Below are 22697 nucleotides of genomic sequence, written 5' to 3'. Positions count from 1 at the left end.
CGCCACCTGCGCAACAAACCCGTCGAGCAACAAAGCACCAACAGTCAACTCGTGAACAGTGTCATTGACCGCCACCAACACCTGCGAACGCTCGTCCTCACCGAGCAACTCCACATCCCCGACAACCGAATCAGGCTCCGCCACCATCGCTTCCAGAACCCGAACCAACCGCTCCGCGAACCCAGCCACCGTCGACTCGTCGAACAAATCCGTCGCATACGTCAACGACATCGGCATCCCCACACCGACGCCGTCCTCCTCCAACGGTGACACCGTCAACTGCAGATCGAACTTCGCGATCTCCACACCCGCGTCGAAACCGGCAATCGACAGCCCCGGCAATTCCAAGACACTCTGCGCCATGTTCTGGAAGAACAACGCAACCTGGAACAACGGATGATGAGCCTGCGACCGCGCCGGATCAAGCACCTCCACCAACCGCTCGAACGGAACATCCGCATGCGCAAACGCCTGAAGATCAGCCTCCCGCACACCCGCGAGCAGATCGACGAAACTCCCCGAACTCTCCACCTCGGTCCGCAACACCAACGTATTGACGAACATCCCGATCAAATCATCAAGCTCCGGCTCGCCCCGCCCAGCGATCGGCGAGCCCACCACCACATCATCACTACCACTGAGCCGCGCCAACACCACCGCCAACGCCGCATGCACCACCATGAACAACGACACACCACGATCAAGCGCCAACTGCTCGAGCGCCCGATGCAACCGCGCATCTACCGAGAACTGGTAACCGGCACCACGATTGGACGCAACCAACGGCCGCGAACGATCCGCCGGCAACTCGATCCGCTCCGGCAACCCCTCCAACACCGACGTCCAATACCCCAACTGCTCAGACATCAACGACGACGGATCACCCTCGGACCCCAACACCTCACGCTGCCACAACGCGTAATCCGCATACTGCACCTCGAGCGGCGCCCACCCCGGAACCTGTCCACCCGCACGCGCCACATACGCCATCGACACATCACGCACCAACGGCCCCATCGACACACCATCAGCAGCAATATGGTGAACCACCAACGCCAACACAAACTCCGACGAACCCGTCTGGAACAAACGAACCCGCAACGGCACCTCAGAAGTGACATCAAACCCCTCAGTCACCACCGGCGCCAACACACCCAACAAATCAGCCTCATCGGTCGGCACCGCAGAAACATCCACAGCGAACCCACCCACCGGAAGAACCTGCTGGAACCCGACCCCCTCGAACTCCGGATACACCGTCCGCAAAATCTCATGCCGCGCAACAACATCCGACACAGCAGCACCCAACGCCGCCACATCCACCACACCAGACAAACGCAACACAATCGGAATATTGTTCACACCCGACACAGCATCAAACCGCGACAAAAACCACATCCGCTGCTGCGCCAACGACAACGGCACCCGCACCGGACGCACCCGAGCAGTCAACGCCACACGCGCACGCCCAGCGGAAGCTGCGAGCGCAGAGGCAAGCGACGACACCGTCGACGACTCGAACAACGTCTTGACCTGTACCCGCACGTCGAAGACAGCACTCAACCGCGCTGCCAGCTTCGCTGCTATAAGCGAATTGCCTCCAAGCTCGAAGAAGTCGTCATCCGCTCCGACCTGCTCCGTCCCGAGCAGTTCGCCAAACACCGTGGCGATCTGGATCTCATCCTCAGTAGAAGGAGCACGGAACGGACGAGACTCGAAAAGCGGATCCGGTAACGCGGCGGTATCCAACTTGCCCACGGGTGTCAACGGAATCTCACTGATGAGAACGACAGAGGCGGGCACCATGTGCCTGGGCAATTCTTGTCTGCAGACGTCGAGCAGTTCCGTGACGTCGATCTCGGCTCCCGCTCGCGGCAGCACATACGCCACCAGCGCCTGCTCGCCATTGGCGAGCTTGCGACCGAGGGTTGCAACAAAGTCGACCGCTCGATGAGATGCAAGAACAGCGTCGATCTCTCCGAGTTCGACCCGGAAGCCGCGAACCTTCAATTGGGAGTCAGATCGCCCGACGTATTCGAGATCCCGCGCGCCGCCTTCTGCGATGACCCAGCGTACGAGGTCACCACTGCGGTACATTCGTTCGCCCTGCGCTCCGAACGGATTCGCGATGAAACGATCGGCAGTCATACCAGTCAGATTGTGATACCCGCGCGCAACCTGAGGCCCGGCAAGATACAGCTCTCCTGTCGACCCGACTGGGACTGGCTGTAACCGTAAGTCCAGAACCAGGGCGGAAGCCCCGCGAACAGGTCCACCAATTGTCACGCGGTCACCTGGTGCCAGTTTCGGGCTGATGTTGGTGACAATAGTCGTCTCGGTTGGGCCGTATCCGTTGTAGAAGGCCCTGTCCCGTCCCCACCGTGCAACAAGCTCAGGTGGGCATACCTCGCCACCGACTACAGCGGTGACGATGGAATCCAACCCCGAGGGATCCACAGATGCCAACATTGACGGGGTTCCCACCACATGCGTGACGCGTTCGGTTTTCAATAGTTCCGCGAGCTCGTCACCCCCGTAAACGGTCGTCGGAACGATAACCATCGTCGCGCCGGAACCGATGGTAAGCAACAGCTCGAAGAGCGAAGTATCGAAGCTGGGGGTGGCGAAGTGCAGAACCCTCGATTGGGCTGTGGCACCAAGTCGCTCGGCCTGTTCACTCAGCAAATTGCCCAGGCCTGCGTGCGTGACAACAACACCTTTCGGACGTCCAGTCGACCCTGAGGTGTAGATAACGTATGCAGGGTGTTCGGTTCGCAGAGTGCGAACACGGTCCGAATACGCCACCGGTTCGCCGGACATCGCTTCCGATGCCTGCGTCGTCTCGAGAGAATCGATCGCGATCCACCTCACAGACGATGGCAAATCAATATCTAATTCGCCGACGGTCAAGCCGACCGAGACACCCGAATCCTCGATCATGTACGCAACACGGTCAGACGGATAGTTCGGATCCACCGGCACAAAAGCTGCACCGGTCTTCGCGACTGCCCACACTGCCAGCACTGACTCGATTGACCGCGGGATGGACACGGCAACCCTGTCCTCCGGACCTACACCGCCGGCGATCAACATACGAGCCAGGCGAGACGACCGCGCATCCAATTCGGCGTAGGAAAGTGAGTGCCCCTCGAATCGCAACGCTTCCCTCGAAGGATCCAACTCGACGGCCGCCGCCAGCAACTGGGGCAGCAACAATGTCCTCGCTCGGCGAGTGCGGGTGGGCCGCTCCCGTCGACTCTTGCGGGTAGCAGAGGTATCCGGCGTCACACCATCGGCGCTCATGCGGCCACGACCTGCGCTCGAACGGCGTGATGGAGGAGCTCGTGCTGCGTCAAGACATTTCACCTTCGCTTTGGTACTGCAGTTCGATCGGTATTCGCGGGAATCCGATCACTTCCGAGGTTCTACCCTTGACCTGGGCAAATCGAGTTCGACGTCCCGGTATGACCCCAGTAGTTGATCGGACACACCGAACCATTGTTACAGCTGTCGAGGAGTGGACATCATCGGACTGTTCGGGATAAGGGCGTCTATCTACTTCGAGAACGGCGGCGTCAGCTCAGAGTCCACGTCGCGGGATCACACGCCAGGCGTAGATCAGGCAAAGTTCCTTCGACGACATCTGTGAAGACGTCTGTCTGACCTACCGCGTGCGAAACCCACTCCTCCTCGAGGAGGCCGTGCACATCGGCATTCCGAGAATCTTCCGAGGACACAAGGACGACGCCACCCACTACCCCTGCCAGCAGAATCGTTAGAACCGATGTTTCATCGTCGTCGGGACCGAAGTACATCAAACGCGATTCGTAGTCGACGTCGTGCTTTTGCGACATGGCATCCAACTTCGCCGCGAGCTCTCCCTGGGTGATCTGGTCAGAGGCCGATCCGGTAACCACGACTGCGACGTCGTCCACATTGAGCGGACGAACCCGGTCCGCGTAGTTCACGGAACGACTCGAATACGACGCCACCAACTCGATAACATCTGGCTGGTCCAAGTCGAGGCTCGTGTCCAGCGGTACGTCAGATTCGGCCTCACCCGAAATCAACGCCAAGGCCACACTCGGAGCCGTTTCTGTCCCACGTGCTACTCCTGTAGCTCCTACCAGAGCTGCCGCGCCGGCTTTGGACAGCGCCCAGATCGCCACTACCAGTTCGATGCCACGCAGCCCTGTCATCGCAACTGCGTCGCCCGGGCCGATCCCAAGACTGATGAGATGGCGCGCAAGGCGAGATGATCGTGCATCGACCTCGTGGTATGTCACTTCCTCTTCATCGCACACGACTGCGACGGCGTCAGGATCAGCCTCTACGGAGTTCGCCAATAGCTGTGGCACGAGTCTGCCCGTCGAAGCACCAACTGCCGGGGGTGGCGTCGTGTCCACGGAGCCGAGGACTTCTGCTCGTTCGGAGTCGGTGAGCAGTTCGATGTCACCGATCGGACGTGAAGGATCCGAGGACACCCGATCTAGAACGCGTACGAATCGCTCGACATGTGCGTCGGCGGTCACTTGGTCGAAAAGATCGGCGGCGAATACCAAATGGCCAAGCAATCCACCTGTTATCGGATCAGAACTGAGATTGAGTTGGAGGTCGAACTTCGCCGTCGCCTCCACACCCTCGACTGCCGTGATCTTCAAATCCGGCAGGTTGAACTCGGCTCCTGCCATCGGTTCGACCGACAGTGCAACCTGGAAAAGCTCGTTCGCTGACGCCGACAAGGCGCCGGTTACTTCCTCGAACGGGATGTCTCCGTTCGCAAATGCCTCCAGATCGACGTTTCGGACGAGCGCGACCAAGTCGCCGAATCCTGCTCCGAGATCCGGAGCGGTCCTGAGTGCAAGCGTGTTGACGAACATTCCGACTATGTCGTCCAGTTGCTGCTCACCTCGCCCGGCTACAACCGTTCCGATCGCGAAATCTCGGCTACCGCTCAACCGTGCGATGAGAACTGCAAGCGCAGCGTGCACAACCATGAACAATGTGGCGTTGTGTTCGCGCGCAATCTCGTTGAGCCGCGTCGCCGTTTCCGCGTTGACGGAGAACTCCGAAACACCGGCCCTTGTAGACATCTGCGCGGGTCGCTGACGGTCGGAAGGCAATCCGGGCGTCGACGACACACCGTTCAACGTCCGGCGCCAGAAGTCGAGTTGCCGTGCAGCCTGTGAGCCGACCTCGCCAGCGCTACCGAGTACTTCGCGCTGCCAGATCGCGAAGTCCGCGTACTGAACAGTCAACGGCGTCCACGACGGCGCGGTGTCGCGCACGCGAGCCTCGTAGGCGACCATCATGTCTCGGGCCAGAGGTGCCATCGATTCACCGTCAGCGGCGATGTGATGAGCGACCAAGACGAATATGAAGTCTGCCGGGCCCAACTCGAGCAACCCCGTGCGTACGGGTACCTCCTGAGCTACGTCGAATCCGGTCGTCACCAACTCCACGACGCGATTGAACGCCGCGGCCTCGTCGTCTACCTGAATCGTCTCGAGAGGCGAAAGGAGTTCGTCGACCGCGACGACTTTCTGAACCGGGCCTTCGATGTCACTCGGGTAGCTGGTCCGGAGTGACTCGTGTCGAATCAAAACGTCGTGAAGAGACTGACGCAAAGCCGCGACATCCAAGTTCCCCGTCAATCGCAGTGCCAACGGAATGTTGTATGCCGCAGAACCGGGATCCATCTGGTTGATCAACCACATACGCTGCTGCGCCAAGGACAGAGGGAGGCGTTCTGGACGTTCCCGCGCTTCCAGCTCCATCCTCGCACCGGAGCCTGCAGTTTTTTGCGCTACTGCCGCCAAACCTTCCACTGTCGAGTTCTCGAACAGCACACGCACCGGGACCTGCGCATCGAGCGCCTGCCCCAACCGTGCTGCCAACCTGGTAGCGATCAACGAATTACCACCCAGCGCAAAGAAATCGTCATCCAGACCGACTCGCTCCACACCCAACACATCGCCGAACACCGACGCGACAATTTCCTGCACCGCTGTGACCGGCGCCCGAAACTCCGCTGCCTCGAACACCGGTGACGGGAGTGCCTTTCGATCCAACTTGCCCGACGCATTGAGAGGAAGCTCGTCGAGGACAAGAACCTTCGAGGGCACCATGTACGCCGGAAGCACGGCCCGGGCCGACTCCAGAACTTCCGACGCGTCCACTGCAGTTCCCACGACATACCCGACCAGGCTGTCGCCGAACGTAGCATCGCTGTGCAGGACTACCACCGCGTCTGCAACCGTCTCGTGCGCGATCAGAGCAGATTCGATCTCGCCGAGTTCGATGCGTTGCCCCCGCAATTTGACCTGGAAATCCGATCGGCCGATGTACTCCAGCTCGCCCCGACCGTTCCACCTGACCAGGTCGCCGGTTCGGTACAACCTACTACCGCCGCCTGAATTATGCTCTCCGACAACCACAAAGGGGTTGGCGACGAAACGTTCCGCAGTCAACGCCGCTCGGTTTCCGTATCCGCGACCGACACCGACACCACCGACATACAACTCGCCGATCACGCCCGGCGGCACCATACCCAACGACCGATCCAGAACGAACAGATCCATGTTCGGCACCGGTGCACCGATCGGAACGCTGACGGTGTCATGCGCAGTCACTGCGTGGAACGAGACCACGTCCGACGCTTCCGTCGGGCCGTAACTGTTCACCAGGCGTACGCCGCCTGACAACAAACTGCCAAGACGATTGAGCCGGATCGACTCGCCTCCAAGGAACACAACATCGAGAACGCTCAGAGCAGACTCCTCATCGGAATCCACCACGGCTTCGAATGCGCTCGGCGACATGTTCGCCACTGCGACGTCCCCGTGCCCGACGCGAGCGACGATCGCATCCGGATCGAAACCGTCTGAGGCAAGCACTGCGGTCCGACCGCTGCTCAACGCTGCCCAGACGTTCTTCTGCGTCAAGTCGAAACTCGGTGACGACGCGATCAATAGACCACCAGTTTCGGGCAACTCGCTGCGATACCAGGCCACCGTGTTCTCGATGCCGGCCATCGGCACCAACGTCGGCTTCGGACGACCCGTCGAACCGGATGTCGAAATGACATACCCCAAGCGGTCCCCCGCACTGAGTTCACGCCATCGATCCGTCGGCCCCTCCACAATCGGCGAATCGCGCATGATGCTGTCGAGGACGATGACGTCCACCGCCAGATCGAGAGTCGTCGTACTCACCGCACATCGGGCGCCAGTGTCAGCGATTATCGCTTCGATCCGATCCTGTGGATACGACGGATCGATCGGCCCGTACGCAGCACCCGCCTTCCACGCCGCCAACATACCTACGACCCACTCGACCGACCTCGGCACGATCAACGCGACGACGTCATCCGGACCGACGCCGGCCGCCGTCAATCGCTCGGCCACCACGTTTGCGTAGGCGTCGAGCTCCCCATAGGTCAGCGCCTCGCCATCGCACTCGACGGCAAGAGAATCAGGCGCCCGTCCAACCTGTTCTTCGAACATCGCAGTCAAGGACGCGCCTGCCAACGCTGTGCGCCCACCAGCGGACCAGCTGAGAAGGTTGCTGCGCTCAGCAGCCGTCAGTACGTCGATATCACCCAACCGAACTGACGGATCAACAGTGATCTCAGCAAGGATGCGCCCGAACCTGTCGGCAAATCCTGCCACCGTCGACTCGTCGAACAGATCCGTCGCGTACGTGAACTGCGCCGCCATCCCGGCCGGGGCACCGGACTCGTCGAACTGCTCGACCATCGTCAACTGCAGATCGAACTTCGCCGCCACCGTATTCGCGTCGATGCCCGAAACTGTCAGATCACCGAGTCGAAGTGCCGACTGCTCCATGTTCTGGAACGAGAGCATCACCTGGAACAACGGATTACGCGCCTGCGACCGCGCCGGATTGAGCACCTCCACCAACCGCTCGAACGGCAGATCTACGTGCGCAAATGCACCCAGATCACCCTCACGAACCCGACCCAACAACCCCGAGAACGACTCCGAAGAATCCACCTCCGTCCGCAACACCAACGTATTGACGAACATCCCGATCAAATCATCGAGAACCTGCTCACCACGACCCGCCACCGGAGTACCGATCGCAATATCGGACGTCCCCGACAACCGCGATAACAACACCGCCAACGCCGCATGTACCACCATGAACAACGACGAATTCGACTCACGCGCAATTTTTTTCAAAGAATGATGCTCTGGCGCGCCGATAACGAAAGCGTGTTTGGCACCACGATTGGACGCCACCACAGGCCGCGGACGATCCGCCGGCAAATCCAACTGATCCGGCAACCCGGACAACGCCGACTCCCAGAACCCGATCTGACGCGAAATCAACGACCCCGCATCATCTTCCGACCCCAAAGTCTCCCGCTGCCACAACGCGTAATCCGCATACTGCACCTCGAGCGGCGCCCACCCCGGCACCTCACCCCGAGAACGAGCCTCGTACGCCACCATCACATCACGCGTCAACGGCCCCATCGACACACCATCACCACTGATGTGATGAACCACCATCGCCAACACGAACTCCGACTCCGACACCACGAACAACCGCGCCCGAACCGGAACCTCCACCGCAACATCGAAACCAGCCGACAAGAACTCCGTCACCGCACCGACAACATCGGACTCCGAGACCACAACCGGCGACAAATCCAACCGCACCCGATCCGCCGACAACACCTCCTGGAACCCGACACCGTCGACCTCCGGATACACCGTCCGCAAAATCTCATGCCGACCAACAACATCCGACACAGCAGCATCCAACGCCGCCACATCCAACAACCCCGACAACCGAATCGCCACCGGAATATTGTTCGCCGACGACGTCGTATCGAAACGGTTCAAGAACCACATCCGCTGCTGCGCCAACGACAACGGCACCCGCTCCGGCCGCACCATCGCCGTCAACGCCGCCCGCGCACCCGATCCGATCTCCGACTCCATCCGAGCAGCCAACAACTCCACCGACGACGCCTCGAACAACACCCGCACCGGAACCTGCGCATCGAGCGCCTGCCCCAACCGCGCTGCCATTCGAGTAGCAATCAGCGAATTACCACCCAAAGCAAAGAAATCGTCATCCAACCCGACGCGCTCGACCCCGAGTACCGCCGAGAACACAGAGGCCACAATTTGTTCGACGGGTGTTACCGGAGCCCGGAACACCGCAACCTCGAACACCGGCTCCGGCAACAACTTCCGATCCAACTTGCCAGAGGAGTTCAAAGGCAACTCGTTCAAGACCATGATCGCGTTCGGAATCATGTAGACAGGCAACGACTCGGGAAGTGCATTCCTCAGGTCTTCCACGTCGATCACCGAATCCGGGACAGCGATCACATGCGCAACCAACTGATCGCCCATATCGGTGGATGCAACGGTGACCACGCACTGAGCCACCGTAGGGTGCGCCAGCAGAGCGGATTCGATCTCACCCAGTTCGATCCTCTGTCCGCGGAACTTGACCTGAAAATCGGTACGCCCGACATACTCGAGCTCGCCTGCGGTGTTCCACCACACCAGGTCCCCGGTGCGATACATCCGACTGCCACCGACATTGACTTCACCGTCCGTGTCGTTCGTCTCCACAAATGGGTTCGCGACAAAACGATCACTGGTGAGATCGGGTCGCGCGACGTAACCGCGGGCCAGTTGATCACCGGCCAGATACAACTCACCTGCAACGCCTACCGGCACCGGCCTCAGTCGGCTGTCCAACACGTAGACCTGGGAGTTCCACTCGGGCACCCCGATCGGAATCCCTGTTGACTCTGATCCGTCGACCTCGTAGTAGGTGATCGACACCGCAGCCTCGGTAGGGCCGTACACATTGTGCAGGCCTGCAGAGGACACCCGAGCGAATGCGCGCACCGTCTCGACCGGCAATGCCTCACCGATCACGAAGACGTCCCTCAGTGACACCAATGCGTGCTCCGGAACCGAAGTCGCGAAGACGGTCAACATCGACGGAACGAAGTCCGTCAGCGTCACCCGATGATCTTCGATCAGACCAGCCAGATATGCGGGATCTCGATGTCCGTCGTGAGATGCCAGCACCACTCTCGTACCGGACAAAAGCGCAGTGAAGTATCCCCACAACGAGACGTCGAATGTCGTTGCAGTCTTTTGCAGATAGACGTCTTCTGTGCCGATGGCGTACTGATCCTGCATCCACAGGACCTGGTTCACGATGGCGTGATGCGAGACCGCAACACCCTTGGGCTTGCCCGTGGAACCCGAGGTGAAGATCACGTAGGCGGCATTCACATCACGCAGTCGACCACGACGATCAGCATCGGAAACGATTGAAGCCGAATAGCTCGAGAGATCGACAGCGTCGATCAACAGCACGTCGGCGCCGTTCGGCGCTACGAAAGCATCCCGCGTCGTCGACAGCACACAGACCGGATCGGCAGTCGTGAGGATGTACCCGATCCGCTCGGCCGGGTGATCAGGATCCAAGGGCACGTAGGCTCCGCCCGCGGCGATCACCGCGTACATACCCACTACGAGATCGAGCGATCGACGCATCGCCAAGGCCACCAACGATTCGGGCCCGACCCCGTTGTCGATCAGCTTGTGTGCCAATTTGTTCACACGTTCCGACAACTCGCCATAGGTCAGCGACTGGCCGTCGAACACCACGGCAACAGCATCGGGTGCCAACGCAACGCGGGTGTCGAACAGCGAAGCCAACGTCTCGCTGTTCTCAACGTCATGGGCGGTGGAGTTGCGCGCAATCAACAGCGACTCGCGCTCGGCCTCCTCCAACAGTTCGATGTCACCCACGGTGATCGACGGATCCACGACCACCTGCTCGAGGATCCTGGTGAAACGATCGGCAAATCCACGAATGGTCGACTCGTCGAATAGGTCTGTGGCGTATGCGAACTCGGCGAACATGCCAGATTCGTGCGTATCTTCGATGTGAGGAGCGAGGGTCAGTTGAAGGTCGAATTTCGCGATACCCGCGTCGAACTCGAGGCCTGAGACCTCCAAACCTGAAAGCTCCAACGCATCCTGCGACATGTTCTGGAAGAACAGCGCGACCTGGAACAGCGGGTGATGAGCCTGCGATCGGGTGGGGTCCAGTACCTCGACCAATCGCTCGAACGGAACATCGCCGTTGCCGAGCGCCTGAAGGTCGGTCCTTCGCGTTGCCGAGACGAGTGAACTGAATGTACTCGAGAGGTCCACGGGAGTCCGCAGGACCAGCGTATTCACGAACATACCGATCACATCGTCGAGCGCCTTTTCGCCTCGCCCTGCAACCGGAGTACCGATCACGATGTCACTGGTACCGGACAATCTTGCGAGAAGCACGGCGAGGGCCGAATGCATCACCATGAACAGCGACGCGTTCCGCTCGCGTGCAAGTGAGTCCAAGCTCGACCGAAGCTCTTCACTGACGGAGAAGCGGTACGTAGCGCCACGATTCGAGGCGACGACCGGGCGGGGTCGGTCAGCCGGTAACGAAAGCACTTCCGGCGAATCGCGGAGGACGGAGCGCCAGTGGTCCAGCTGAGCCGAGATCAACGAATTCGGGTCGTCCTCGTCGCCGAGGACCTCCCGCTGCCAGAGTGCATAATCGGCGTACTGCACCTCGAGCGGAGTCCAATTCGGAACGCCATTCGAAACCCGAGCGGCGTAAGCAACCATGACATCCCGAGTCAACGGACGCATCGAGAACCCGTCCGCTGCGATGTGATGCACAACGAAGGCGAGAACAAATGCGTCCGCCCCCACCTCGAACAACTGCACACGGAACGGTACCGACATTGTCACATCGAACCCTGCCAGAGCGAGCGTCAGCAGTGCCTCTTCGATCCGAGTTCCGCCCAGAGTGACTGGGGTGAGATCGAAAGATACCTCTGAGGCAGGCAGAATCACCTGCTGACCTTGCCCACCCGCCTCCGGGTAGATCGTCCGTAGCGATTCGTGCCGATCCACCACATCCGATACGGCCAACTGCAGTGCCGACAGATTCAACTGGCCACTCAAACGCAGCGCAATCGGAATATTGTTGACGGCCGATTCGGGGTCGAAGCGGCTCAGGAACCACATGCGCTGCTGAGCAAGTGACAACGGAATCGTCGTGGGGCGAGGTCCTGCGACTAGTGCCGGAATGTTCCCGGAACTGACGTGTGACGAGATCGCCGCCGCCAGCGACTCTACATTCGAATTTTCGAACAGGACCCTCACGGGGATCGTCGTATCGAGCGCTCGCCCGAGCCTGGCGACCAATCGTGTGGCTACGAGCGAATTGCCACCCAAAGCAAAGAAATCATCATCCAACCCGACACGCTCGACCCCCAGAACGTCGGCATAGACGCCCGCTACCGCCAACTCCGTATCAGTCGCGGGTGTTCGATACTCCCGCACCTCGAATACTGGCTCCGGCAACGCCTTCCGATCCAACTTACCGTTCACCGTCAGCGGAAGCTCCTCGAGCACCACCACAGCATCCGGAACCATGTACCCGGTCAAGAACTCGCTCACCCTCGTCGACACAACGGGAGCAACAAGATCCATGCCAGCCTCGGGGACCACATACCCCACCAGACGATCACCGAGCGCAACATCCGAGCGCACGACCGCCACAGCGCCAGCCACCCCAGGCACACGCAACAACGCAGCCTCGACCTCGCCGAGTTCAATCCGGAACCCACGCAACTGAATCTGCGAATCACTTCGGCCCGCATACTCGAGCACCCCGTCGACACTCCACCGTGCAATATCGCCTGTCCGGTACATCTGATCACCGGAACCGCTGCGGCCGAACGGGTTCGCAACAAAACGACCAGCAGTCAACCCGGGCTGGCCCACATACCCACGCGAAAGCTGACCACCAGCGATATACATTTCGCCTCGAACACCCACCGGCACAGGGCGAAGCCGATCGTCGAGTACGAACACCGACAATCCACCAAGGCCCCGGCCGATCACCGAACCAGTCGCCTCACGAACCATCACCGAATCGAGTGCAGAGAACGACACATGCACAGTGGTCTCGGTAATCCCGTACATGTTCACCAATCGCGGCGAACTATCGTCATGACGGTCATACCAACGCACCAACTGAGACAAATCCAGCGCCTCACCGCCGAAGATCACATGACGCAACGACAACGAGCCGGCCGAATCGCCAGCCATCCGATCCGCCTCGGCGAACTGATAGAACGCCGAAGGAGTCTGATTGAGCACCGTCACCCGCTCACGCGCTACCAACTCACGGAATTGCTCCGGCGAGCGAGAAGTCAGGTAATCCACCACCACAACAGTGCCGCCGTACAACAGCGGGCCCCACAACTCCCACACCGAGAAATCGAACGCGTAACTGTGGAACAACGTCCATACGTCCGAACCATCGAAACCGAACCGCGGCTGAGCATTCGCAAACAACTCCACCACATTTCGATGACTGACCGCCACACCCTTCGGCTTCCCAGTTGAACCGGAGGTATAGATCACGTAGGCAATATCATCGGCACGCAACGCAGAACGACGATCACCGTCCAAGACCGGGGAACCGTCGTAATTCGCCAAGTCCAACGCCATCACATCAAGAACTGGCACCTCGACATCGACGACATCACCCGCAGCGACGACGCACACAGGGCGCGCGTCCGCCAACGTGAAAGCGATACGCTCCGCCGGATACGTCGGATCAATCGGAAGATAGCCACCACCGGCCTTCACCACGGCCAACAACGTGACAACCAACTCAACCGACCGCGGCAAAACGACCGCCACCAACGACTCCGGTCCAACACCACACTCGATCAGATTGCGCGCCAACCGATTTGCCGCCTCATCCAGTTCACCGAACGACAACCGGCGATCCTCGAACACCACGGCAGTCGACGAAGCCGCACCCGCAACCCTCGCATCGAACATCGACACCAATGTCGTGCCGGGTTCGACCTCGACACCAGGAACCATCCAAGAATCCAGAACGTCCGAACGCTCGGCAGCATCGAGCAAATCGATATCACCGACCACCACCGTGGCATCCGCTGCAATCGCTTCGAGAATCACAGTCAGCCGACCGGCGAAAGATTTCACCGATGCCTCGTCGAACAAATCCGTCGCATAAACGAGTGCCACACTCAGGCCCCCTGACGCAGCAGTCGCGTCGGACTCCCAGATCGTGAACTGCAAGTCGAATTTGGCTATTGCCGAATCGACATCAAGCCCGGAGATGGTCAATCCCGGTACCTCGAGGCTGCTTTGCGTGCTCTGCCCAAGATTTTGCATAGAGAGCATCACTTGAAACAGCGGGTTCCTCGACTGCGATCGCGAGGGATTGAGCACCTCTACCAACCGCTCGAACGGAACGTCCGAGTTACCGAATCCATCGAGATCGATGTCTCGAATACGGGCGATCAAGTCGATGAAAGACATGTTGACGTCAACATCTGTACGGAGCACGAGAGTATTGACGAACATCCCGATCAGGTCGTCGAGAGCCTGATCGCCTCGACCGGCGACCGGCGTTCCGATCGCAATGTCCGAAGTCCCGGACAACCGCGCCAGCAGAATCGCCACGGCGCTATGCAACACCATGAACAGTGATGCGTTGTTGTCCAGCGCAATTCGATTGAGAGCCTGGTGGAGCTCCGGTTCGATCGTGAATGTGTGCCCGGCTCCGCGATTCGACGCGACGCGCGGGCGCGGGCGGTCCGACGGAAGATCGAGCTGATCGGGGATACCGGCCAACGCGTGGCGCCAGTAGTCGACCTGGCGAGTGATCAGAGAATCCGGGTCGTCTTCACTGCCGAGAACCTCGCGCTGCCACAGTGCAAAGTCGGCGAACTGTACGGGCAGCGGAGCAAGATCGTGCGAAATTCCTTGTGTCCGAGACACATAAGACGAAACGATGTCCTTGGTCAACGGTCCCATGGAGAACCCGTCACCGCTGATGTGATGGACGACGAACACGAGGACGAATTCGTCGGCGGCGAATTGGAAGAGTGCCGCCCGAATCGGAACCTCGGTGGTCACGTCGAATCCCGGAGTGACGAAGTCGGTCACTCGCTCGACGATCGCCGACTCGTCTACCCGTATGGGAGTCAGGTTCGGTACCACGGCTGCAATGTCGACCAGGCGCTGATATCCGACGCCGTCGACCTCCGGGTACACAGTCCGAAGTATCTCGTGCCGCTCGATCAAATCCTCGAGTGCGCCTTGTAACGCATCGACATCGAGCGCTCCGCTGAGCCGCAGCGCGACCGGAATATGGTCGACTGCCGATTCTGGTTCGAATCGGTTGAGGAACCACATGCGCTGCTGCGCCAAGGACAGCGGAACCAACTCGGGGCGCTCGCGAGGGATCAGGGGAACGTGAGCCTTGCGGTCTTCTGAGATCTTCGCTTCGTCGATGAAGACGGCAAGTTCTGCGGCCGTGGGCGCGTCGAAGAAATTGCGCATGTCGATGGAGATGCCGTGTTCGGCGTTGATCCGTGCAACCACGCGAGTGGCGAGCAACGAGTTGCCGCCCAGTTCGAAGAAGCCGTCGTCTGCCCCGACCCGATCCTGCCCGAGCAGATCGGCAAAGATCGCGACCACACCAGCTTCGGTAGGTGTCGCGGGCTCGCGGTATTCAACCGTCTTCGACACGAATTCGGGTGCGGGCAAGGCTTTTCGATCCAGCTTGCCGCTGGCATTGAGCGGAAACTCGTCCAGTTCGACGAACATGGCAGGGACCATGTAGTCGGGTAGCCGTTCACCCAACGACGACGTCAGAATCTCTGAATCGATACCCTCGGCGACGATGTAGGCCACCAAGTTGTCACCGATCGTTTCGTCCGAATGGACGACCACCACGGCTTGCGAAACACCTTCACAATCGAGCAGTGCCGCCTCGATCTCACCGAGCTCGATGCGCAGACCGCGGAGCTTGACCTGAAAGTCGGTGCGACCGATGTATTCGAGCTGACGGTTCGCTCCGGCGCCGCGCCAGCGCACCAGGTCTCCGGTTCGGTACATCCGGGATCCGTCGGTAGCGCCCGGCCGAGCTACGAAACGGTCTGCCGTGAGATCCGGTCGCGACACGTATCCCCTGGCCAGCTGTATTCCCGCAAGATAGAGCTCTCCTGCCACTCCTGAAGGCGACGGCCGGAGCGCGTCGTCGAGCACCAGGAGTTCGGTGTCTGCCACGGCCGCGCCGATCGGCACGGACACCTGATCTCGCTCACCGGTTTCGTAGTACGTCACGTCGACGGCAGCTTCGGTAGGGCCGTACAGATTGTGGAGTCCAGCACTGCTGACCTCGCGTAGACGTGCCGCGGTTCGAGCCGGCAGCGCCTCACCGGATGCGAACACGTATCGAAGGGTTTTCACCTGCGCAACAAGGGGTTCGGCGACGAACACTGCGAGCATCGACGGCACGAAGTGCACCGCCGTCACTCCACGCTCGATCATCGTGCGAGCCACGTACGCCGGATCACGATGTCCGTCGGGTTCCGCGATCACCAGCGATGCACCGACCTGCAGCGGCCAGAAGAACTCCCACACGGACACATCGAAAGTGAAGGGTGTCTTCTGCAAGATCACGTCGTCGGCAGTGAATCCGTACTCGGTCTGACGCCACTGCAGGTTCGCGACGATGGCACGGTGAGAGACTGCAACGCCTTTGGGGCGTCCGGTCGATCCGGACGTGAAGATGACATACGCAGTGTTGTCCGCGCGCAGCGGCGCCAACCGGTCGGCATCGGTGACGGTTGTCTCGGCATGACCCGACAAGTCGAGGGTGTCGACGTCGAGCGTGGGAGTACCGTGCGGCAGCACCACGGCATCGGACGTACGTGTGAGCACAGCCGTGGGCTGCGCGATCTCGAGTACGTACCCGAGACGGTCGGCAGGATGATCCGGGTCGAGTGGAACGTACGCGCCGCCGGCCTTGACGATCGCGTACATCGAGACGAGGAGATCGATCGATCGACGCATCGCGAGACCGACGAGGCTGTCCGGTCCGACACCTGCCGTGACGAGTTCACGGGCCAGGCGGTTCGCTCGCGCGTCGAACTGTGCGTAAGTGAGCTGCGTTCCGTCGTAATCCAGCGCGAGCGCATCCGGCGTCCTCTCGACCTGCTCGTCGAAGAGTCCTGCGAGGGTCACGTGGGCATCGGACTCCGCCGCCACCTCGACGACCGACGTTCCGTCGGTGATGAGACGGTCGACCACCGCACCGAGACCGTCGGCCTCGCTGGCGATCAGCTCCGGCAGCACAGTGGAAACGACAACAGGAACCAGGGCATCTGCCCCCAATGCCCCGCCCATCGCGGTGTCGAGAGTGACCAACTCGTCATTGAGTCGTCCGTAGCTGATTTCGGTTCCACCGTGGCTCAGAGCCACTCGATCAGGGTCTACCGCCGCAACTGCGGCTACCAACTTCGGCAGATCTTCGATCGTCAGCGACTGCGGTCCCGGAATACCGACGGACATCTACACTTCCTCCAACTGACTTTCGTGAAGTGCGCCCCGGCCGAGCACAGTGTTCTGCTCGGCCGGAGGCGTTCACTGGGCAAATACTGAATGTTACCCGGCCGTACCCCCATGGCCCGCTGACACCGACTGCGCGTCAGCTATCACCGAGCTCACAAGTGTGGCGAGTCCGTCGACGCCGAGTGCCGGCAGGATGCCCGGAACAAGGCCGGCGAGCGACACTGATACCAGAGCATCGGGGGCCAGAGCGGCTCCCATGGCGGTACGCATGGCAACGAGTTTGGTCGACAACTCGCTGAAGGTGACCGTCTGATCACCGTGGGTGAACGCAACTGCCTCAGGATCGGCGGCCGCCGCCGCGGCCGCCAGTTCGGGCAGATCTGCCGCGGACTTCGGCTCGGCAGCACTCGCTTCCTCGCGTTCCTGCTCGGTCACGATGTCGATCGTACGAATCACGACCTCTGGATCGGTCACCAGTTCGTCGAGCACTCGCCCGAATCGCGCCGCGAAAAGCGCGATGGTCGATTCGTCGAACAGGTCGGTCGCATAGGTGAAACGCATCCTCAGCCCGGACAGCACCCCGGCATCGTCGAATTGCTCGATACCGGTGAGCTGCAGATCGAACATCGCCTGGTCGAAACCGTTGTCGACCGCAGAGAGTTCGAGGCCCGGGAGTTGGAAAGTACCGAGAGCCATGTTCTGGAACGTGAGCATGACCTGGAAGAGCGGCGAGTATGCGTGAGAGCGCTCTCGCCCCAGTTCGTCGACCAACCGCTCGAACGGTACGTCGGCATTGGCGAATGCCGACAAGTCCTTGTCCTTCACGTGTGCCAGAAGGTCGACGAACGTCGAAGCAGGAGCGATCTCCGTTCGCAGGACCAACGTGTTGACGAACATCCCGACAAGATCGTCGAGAGCCCGTTCACCTCGGCCCGCGATCGGCGTACCGATTGCGATGTCGTTCGATCCACTCATCTTCGCCAGCAGCACGGCCAGGGCAGTGTGAACCACCATGAAGACTGTCGAGTTCTGCTCCCGTGCGATCGTGGCGAGCCGGTCCGTGGTCTCGGAATCGACGGCAAACTCGAATTCCGCACCGCGCATGCTCGCCCGCGCCGGCCGCGGCCGATCGGTCGGCAGTTCCAGAAGCTCCGGAGTGCCCTTGAGCTCGTTCACCCAGTACGCGAGTTGACGGCCCAGCTGACTGTCCGCGTCTTCCGGCGATCCGAGCACTTCACGCTGCCACAGCGTGTAATCGGCGTACTGCACTTCGAGCGGAGCCCACTCCGGCGTCTCTCCGCCGGAGCGCGCGGTGTACGCGACCATGGTGTCTCTGATCAACGGAGCCATCGAGAAGCCGTCACCGCTGATGTGGTGAATGACAACGACGAGGACCCGCTCGGATTCGTCCACCTCGAAGAGACGGATTCGCAACGGAACGGCTGTCGTGACATCGAAGCCCTCGCGAACTGTGTCAGCCACCTGCTCGGCGACCGACGCTTCGTCGGTTGCGATCACTTCCAGTCCCACCGCCGCTGCGGAGCGAGCCAGGATCATCTGAACCGGTCCGTTGCCCTGGTCCGGGTATACCGTCCGGAGCACTTCGTGACGCTCGATCAGATCCGACACCGCGGAGTTAAGCGCGTCGACATCGAGTGCGCCGGACAGCCGGATCGCGACCGGGATGTTGTACGCACCCGATGCCTTGTCGAACTGATTGAGCACCCACATACGTTGCTGCGCCAACGACAGCGGGATCTCGTGCGGACGCACCTGAGCCACCAACGGTGGGCGGCCACCAGATCCCGCGTGTTCGAGAACCCTCGACGCCAATGCCCCGACATTCGAGGCCTCGAAGATCACGCGGACCGGAATCTGCGCGTCCAACGCCTCACCCAGCCTCGACACGACCTGCGTCGCGACGAGAGAGTTTCCGCCGAGCTCGAAGAAGTCGTCGTCGAGTCCGACCCTCGCGACACCGAGTACGTCAGCGAACACACCCGCGACGATCTCTTCGACGGGGTTGGTCGGCGCACGGAATTCGGTCGCCTCGAATTCGGGGTCGGGCAGGGCTTTGCGATCGACCTTGCCGTTGATGTTGAGCGGTAGTTCGTCCAAGACCATCAATGCCGCCGGCACCATGTAACTCGGCAACTCCGCCACAAGAGTCCGCTTCAATGTTTCGACATCGATGCTTTCCCCGCCTTGAGGAACGACGTAGCCGACAAGTCGATCACCGGTACGCGCATCCGACTTGGCCACCACCACAGCGGAGTCCACGCCGGCCTGTTTGCGAAGAAGCGCTTCGATCTCGCCGAGTTCGATGCGGTAGCCACGGATCTTGACCTGGAAGTCGGCGCGCTCCACGTAGTCGAGTTCACCGTCTTCCGTCCACCGGACGAGGTCGCCGGTGCGGTACAACCGCGAACCCGCGTCACCGAAGACGTTGGCCACAAATCGTTCCGACGTCAGATCCGCACGTCCGTGATAGCCGCGAGCAAGCTGGGCACCGGCGAGGTAAAGCTCCCCGGTGACTCCGACGGGGACCGGATGCATACGCGTGTCGAGCACGAACACCTGAGTGTTCCATTCAGGGGCACCGATCGGCACCGAGGTCGTGTCGCCCGAACCGACGACGTGCGCTGTCACCGAGACCGCGGCCTCGGTCGGACCGTACAGATTCACCAACTGCGCGTCGCTGAGTTCTGCGAACTCGGTCGCGGTCGCGGCCGGCAACGCTTCACCGATCGCGAGCACCTGACGGAGGGATTCCGGAAGGCGATTTTCGGACGCCGACTGCAACATCGCGAGCATCGACGGCACCACGTGGAGCGTCGTGACCTTCTCCCGGGTCATCAGGTCGAGCAGGTAGCTCGGGTCCTTGTGACCTTCGGGTTCGGCGATCACCAGTCGTGCACCGGATGTCAGTGCCGACCAGAACTCCCAGACCGAGAGGTCGAAGGTTGCCGCGGTCTTGAGCACCATCGCATCGGATCGGTCCAGGCTGTACTGATCGCGCTTCCAGAGAATCTGGTTGACCACCGCCTGATGCGAGATCGCGACGCCCTTCGGTCGCCCCGTCGATCCCGACGTGAAGATCACGTAGGCGGTGTTGTCCACTCGCAGTGGAGCACTGCGATCCGCATCGGTAACCGTCGCTTCCGCGTAGGACGCGAGATCGATCGTGTCCACCTCGATCACGGAATCACCGAACGCCGGATTCTGCGCAGTGGTCGTGGCCGTGAGGACGCAGACCGGATCTGCCATGGTCAACACGTACTCGATGCGGTCCGACGGGTGGTTCGGATCGATCGGTACGTATCCACCACCTGCCTTCACCACCGCGTACATGGCGACCAGCAGTTCGACCGATCGCTCGATTGCCAACGCGACCAACGACTCCGGACCGACACCGGTTGCAATCAGATGGCGTGCGAGTCGGTTGACACGTGCATCGAACTCGGCGTAGGTCAGCGACGTGTTTCCTGCGACCAATGCCACCGCGCCTGGGTTCGAACCGACCTGCTCGTCGAACAGTTCGACCAGAGTGGCTTCCGGGACGGAGTGATCGGTCTCGTTCCAGCGGTTCAGGATCCGGTCGCTCTCGGACGAATCCAGCAGCGCGAAGTCGCCGACGGTCAACGACGGATCGGACGCGATCTCCCCGAGCAAACGCACGAATCGATCGGCGAAGTCCTGCACGGTCGACTCGTCGAACAGATCATGCGCGTAGCTGAACATCGACGTGATGCCGGCGGCAGATCCGTTGGCGTCGTACCGATCACTGACGATCAACTGAAGATCGAACTGCGCGACCCCATTGTCGATATCGACGCCCTTGACGGTGAGTCCCGGAAGCTCGAGCCCTCCGGTTTCCATGTTCTGGAACAGGAAGCCGACCTGATAGAGCGGATGACGAGCGGTCGAACGCGGTGGGTTGAGCACCTCCACGAGTCGCTCGAACGGAACGTCCGAATGTGCGAATGCTTGAAGGTCGGTCTCCCTGACACGTCCGAGCAGGTCGAGGAACGGCGCACTGCTGTCGATCTGTGTACGGAACACCAAGGTGTTCACGAACATGCCGATGAGATCGTCGAGTGCCCGCTCACCACGTCCTGCAATGGGTGTACCCACCGCGATGTCCTCGGTTCCGGACAGTCGAGCCAACAACATCGCGAACGCAGTGTGCGCGAGCATGAACAGCGTCGAATTGTTTGCCCTGGCAAGACTGCTCAACCGCGCATGCAACTCTGCATCGATATCGAAATGCAGGTAACCGCCGCGGAAGGACTGCGTCGCTGGGCGCGGCCGGTCGGCGGGAAGTGCAAGCTGATCAGGCAGCCCGGCAAGAGCATCGCTCCAGTACGCAATCTGCTGCGAAGCAATAGATCCCGCGTCCTCCTCACTGCCCAGCACCTCTCGCTGCCACAGGCTGTAGTCGGCGTACTGAACGTCGAGAGGAGCCCAGGACGGTGTGTACCCGGCAACCCGCGAGGCGTATGCGGTCACGACATCTCGTGCGAACGGAGCCATCGAGGAACCGTCGGCGGAAATATGATGAATCGCGACACCGAGTACGTATTCGTCGGAAGCCAACTGGAACAACCGGATACGAATCGGAATCTCGCGTGTGACGTCGAAGCGCGTCGACGCCAGCGCGACCAACTCACCTTCGAGTTCGTCCACGCCAGTCGGTTCTGCGACGATTTCGTCCGACCAACTCGACACGGGCTTGACGACCTGCACCGGACCGTCTCCGACTTCCGGGTAGACGGTTCGAAGTGATTCGTGCCGCCCGATCACATCAGAAATCGCCGCGCTCAGCGCCGAGACGTCAAGATCGCCCTGAAGGCGCAGCGCCATCGGGATGTTGTATGCCGCTGCACTCCCATCGAATCGGTTGAGGAACCACATACGCTGCTGCGCCAACGAAAGCGGAATTCGCTCTGGCCGCTCGACCGCGGTCAGCGCGACTCGCCCACCCGAACCGGTCCGGCTTTCGGCGTTCGCTGCGAGATCCTGCACCGTGGACGCTTCGAACAGAACTCGAACCGAAAGTTCGGTGTCGAGAGCATCGGCGATTCGTTTGATCGTGCGAGTGGCATTGAGGGAGTTGCCGCCGAGCTCGAAGAAATCGTCATCCAACCCGACGCGCTCGACACCCAACACCTCGGCGAACACCGACGCAACGATCTCCTCCACCGCCGTCACCGGAGCCCGGAA

The 22697-nt window shown here is 60.8% G+C and carries 3 protein-coding genes; all 3 read right to left on the bottom strand.

What is annotated here, in order from left to right; genetic code table 11:
- Positions 1 to 3303 (bottom strand): amino acid adenylation domain-containing protein (locus ACFWAD_RS29480; RefSeq protein WP_378550297.1); only part of this gene is annotated, 3303 nt, incomplete at its 3' end.
- 272 nt (positions 3304 to 3575) lie between these two features.
- A complete protein-coding gene (locus tag ACFWAD_RS29475; RefSeq protein WP_378550294.1) occupies positions 3576 to 17474 on the bottom strand; it encodes an amino acid adenylation domain-containing protein in 13899 nt (4632 codons plus the stop codon).
- A 93-nt stretch (positions 17475 to 17567) separates the two neighbouring features.
- Positions 17568 to 22697 (bottom strand): amino acid adenylation domain-containing protein (locus ACFWAD_RS29470; RefSeq protein WP_378550291.1); only part of this gene is annotated, 5130 nt, incomplete at its 5' end.

This window comes from Rhodococcus sp. NPDC059969 (assembly GCF_042738325.1).
In the GTDB taxonomy this organism is placed as follows: domain Bacteria; phylum Actinomycetota; class Actinomycetes; order Mycobacteriales; family Mycobacteriaceae; genus Rhodococcus_F.
This window is presented reverse-complemented; position numbering and strand designations above follow the sequence as displayed.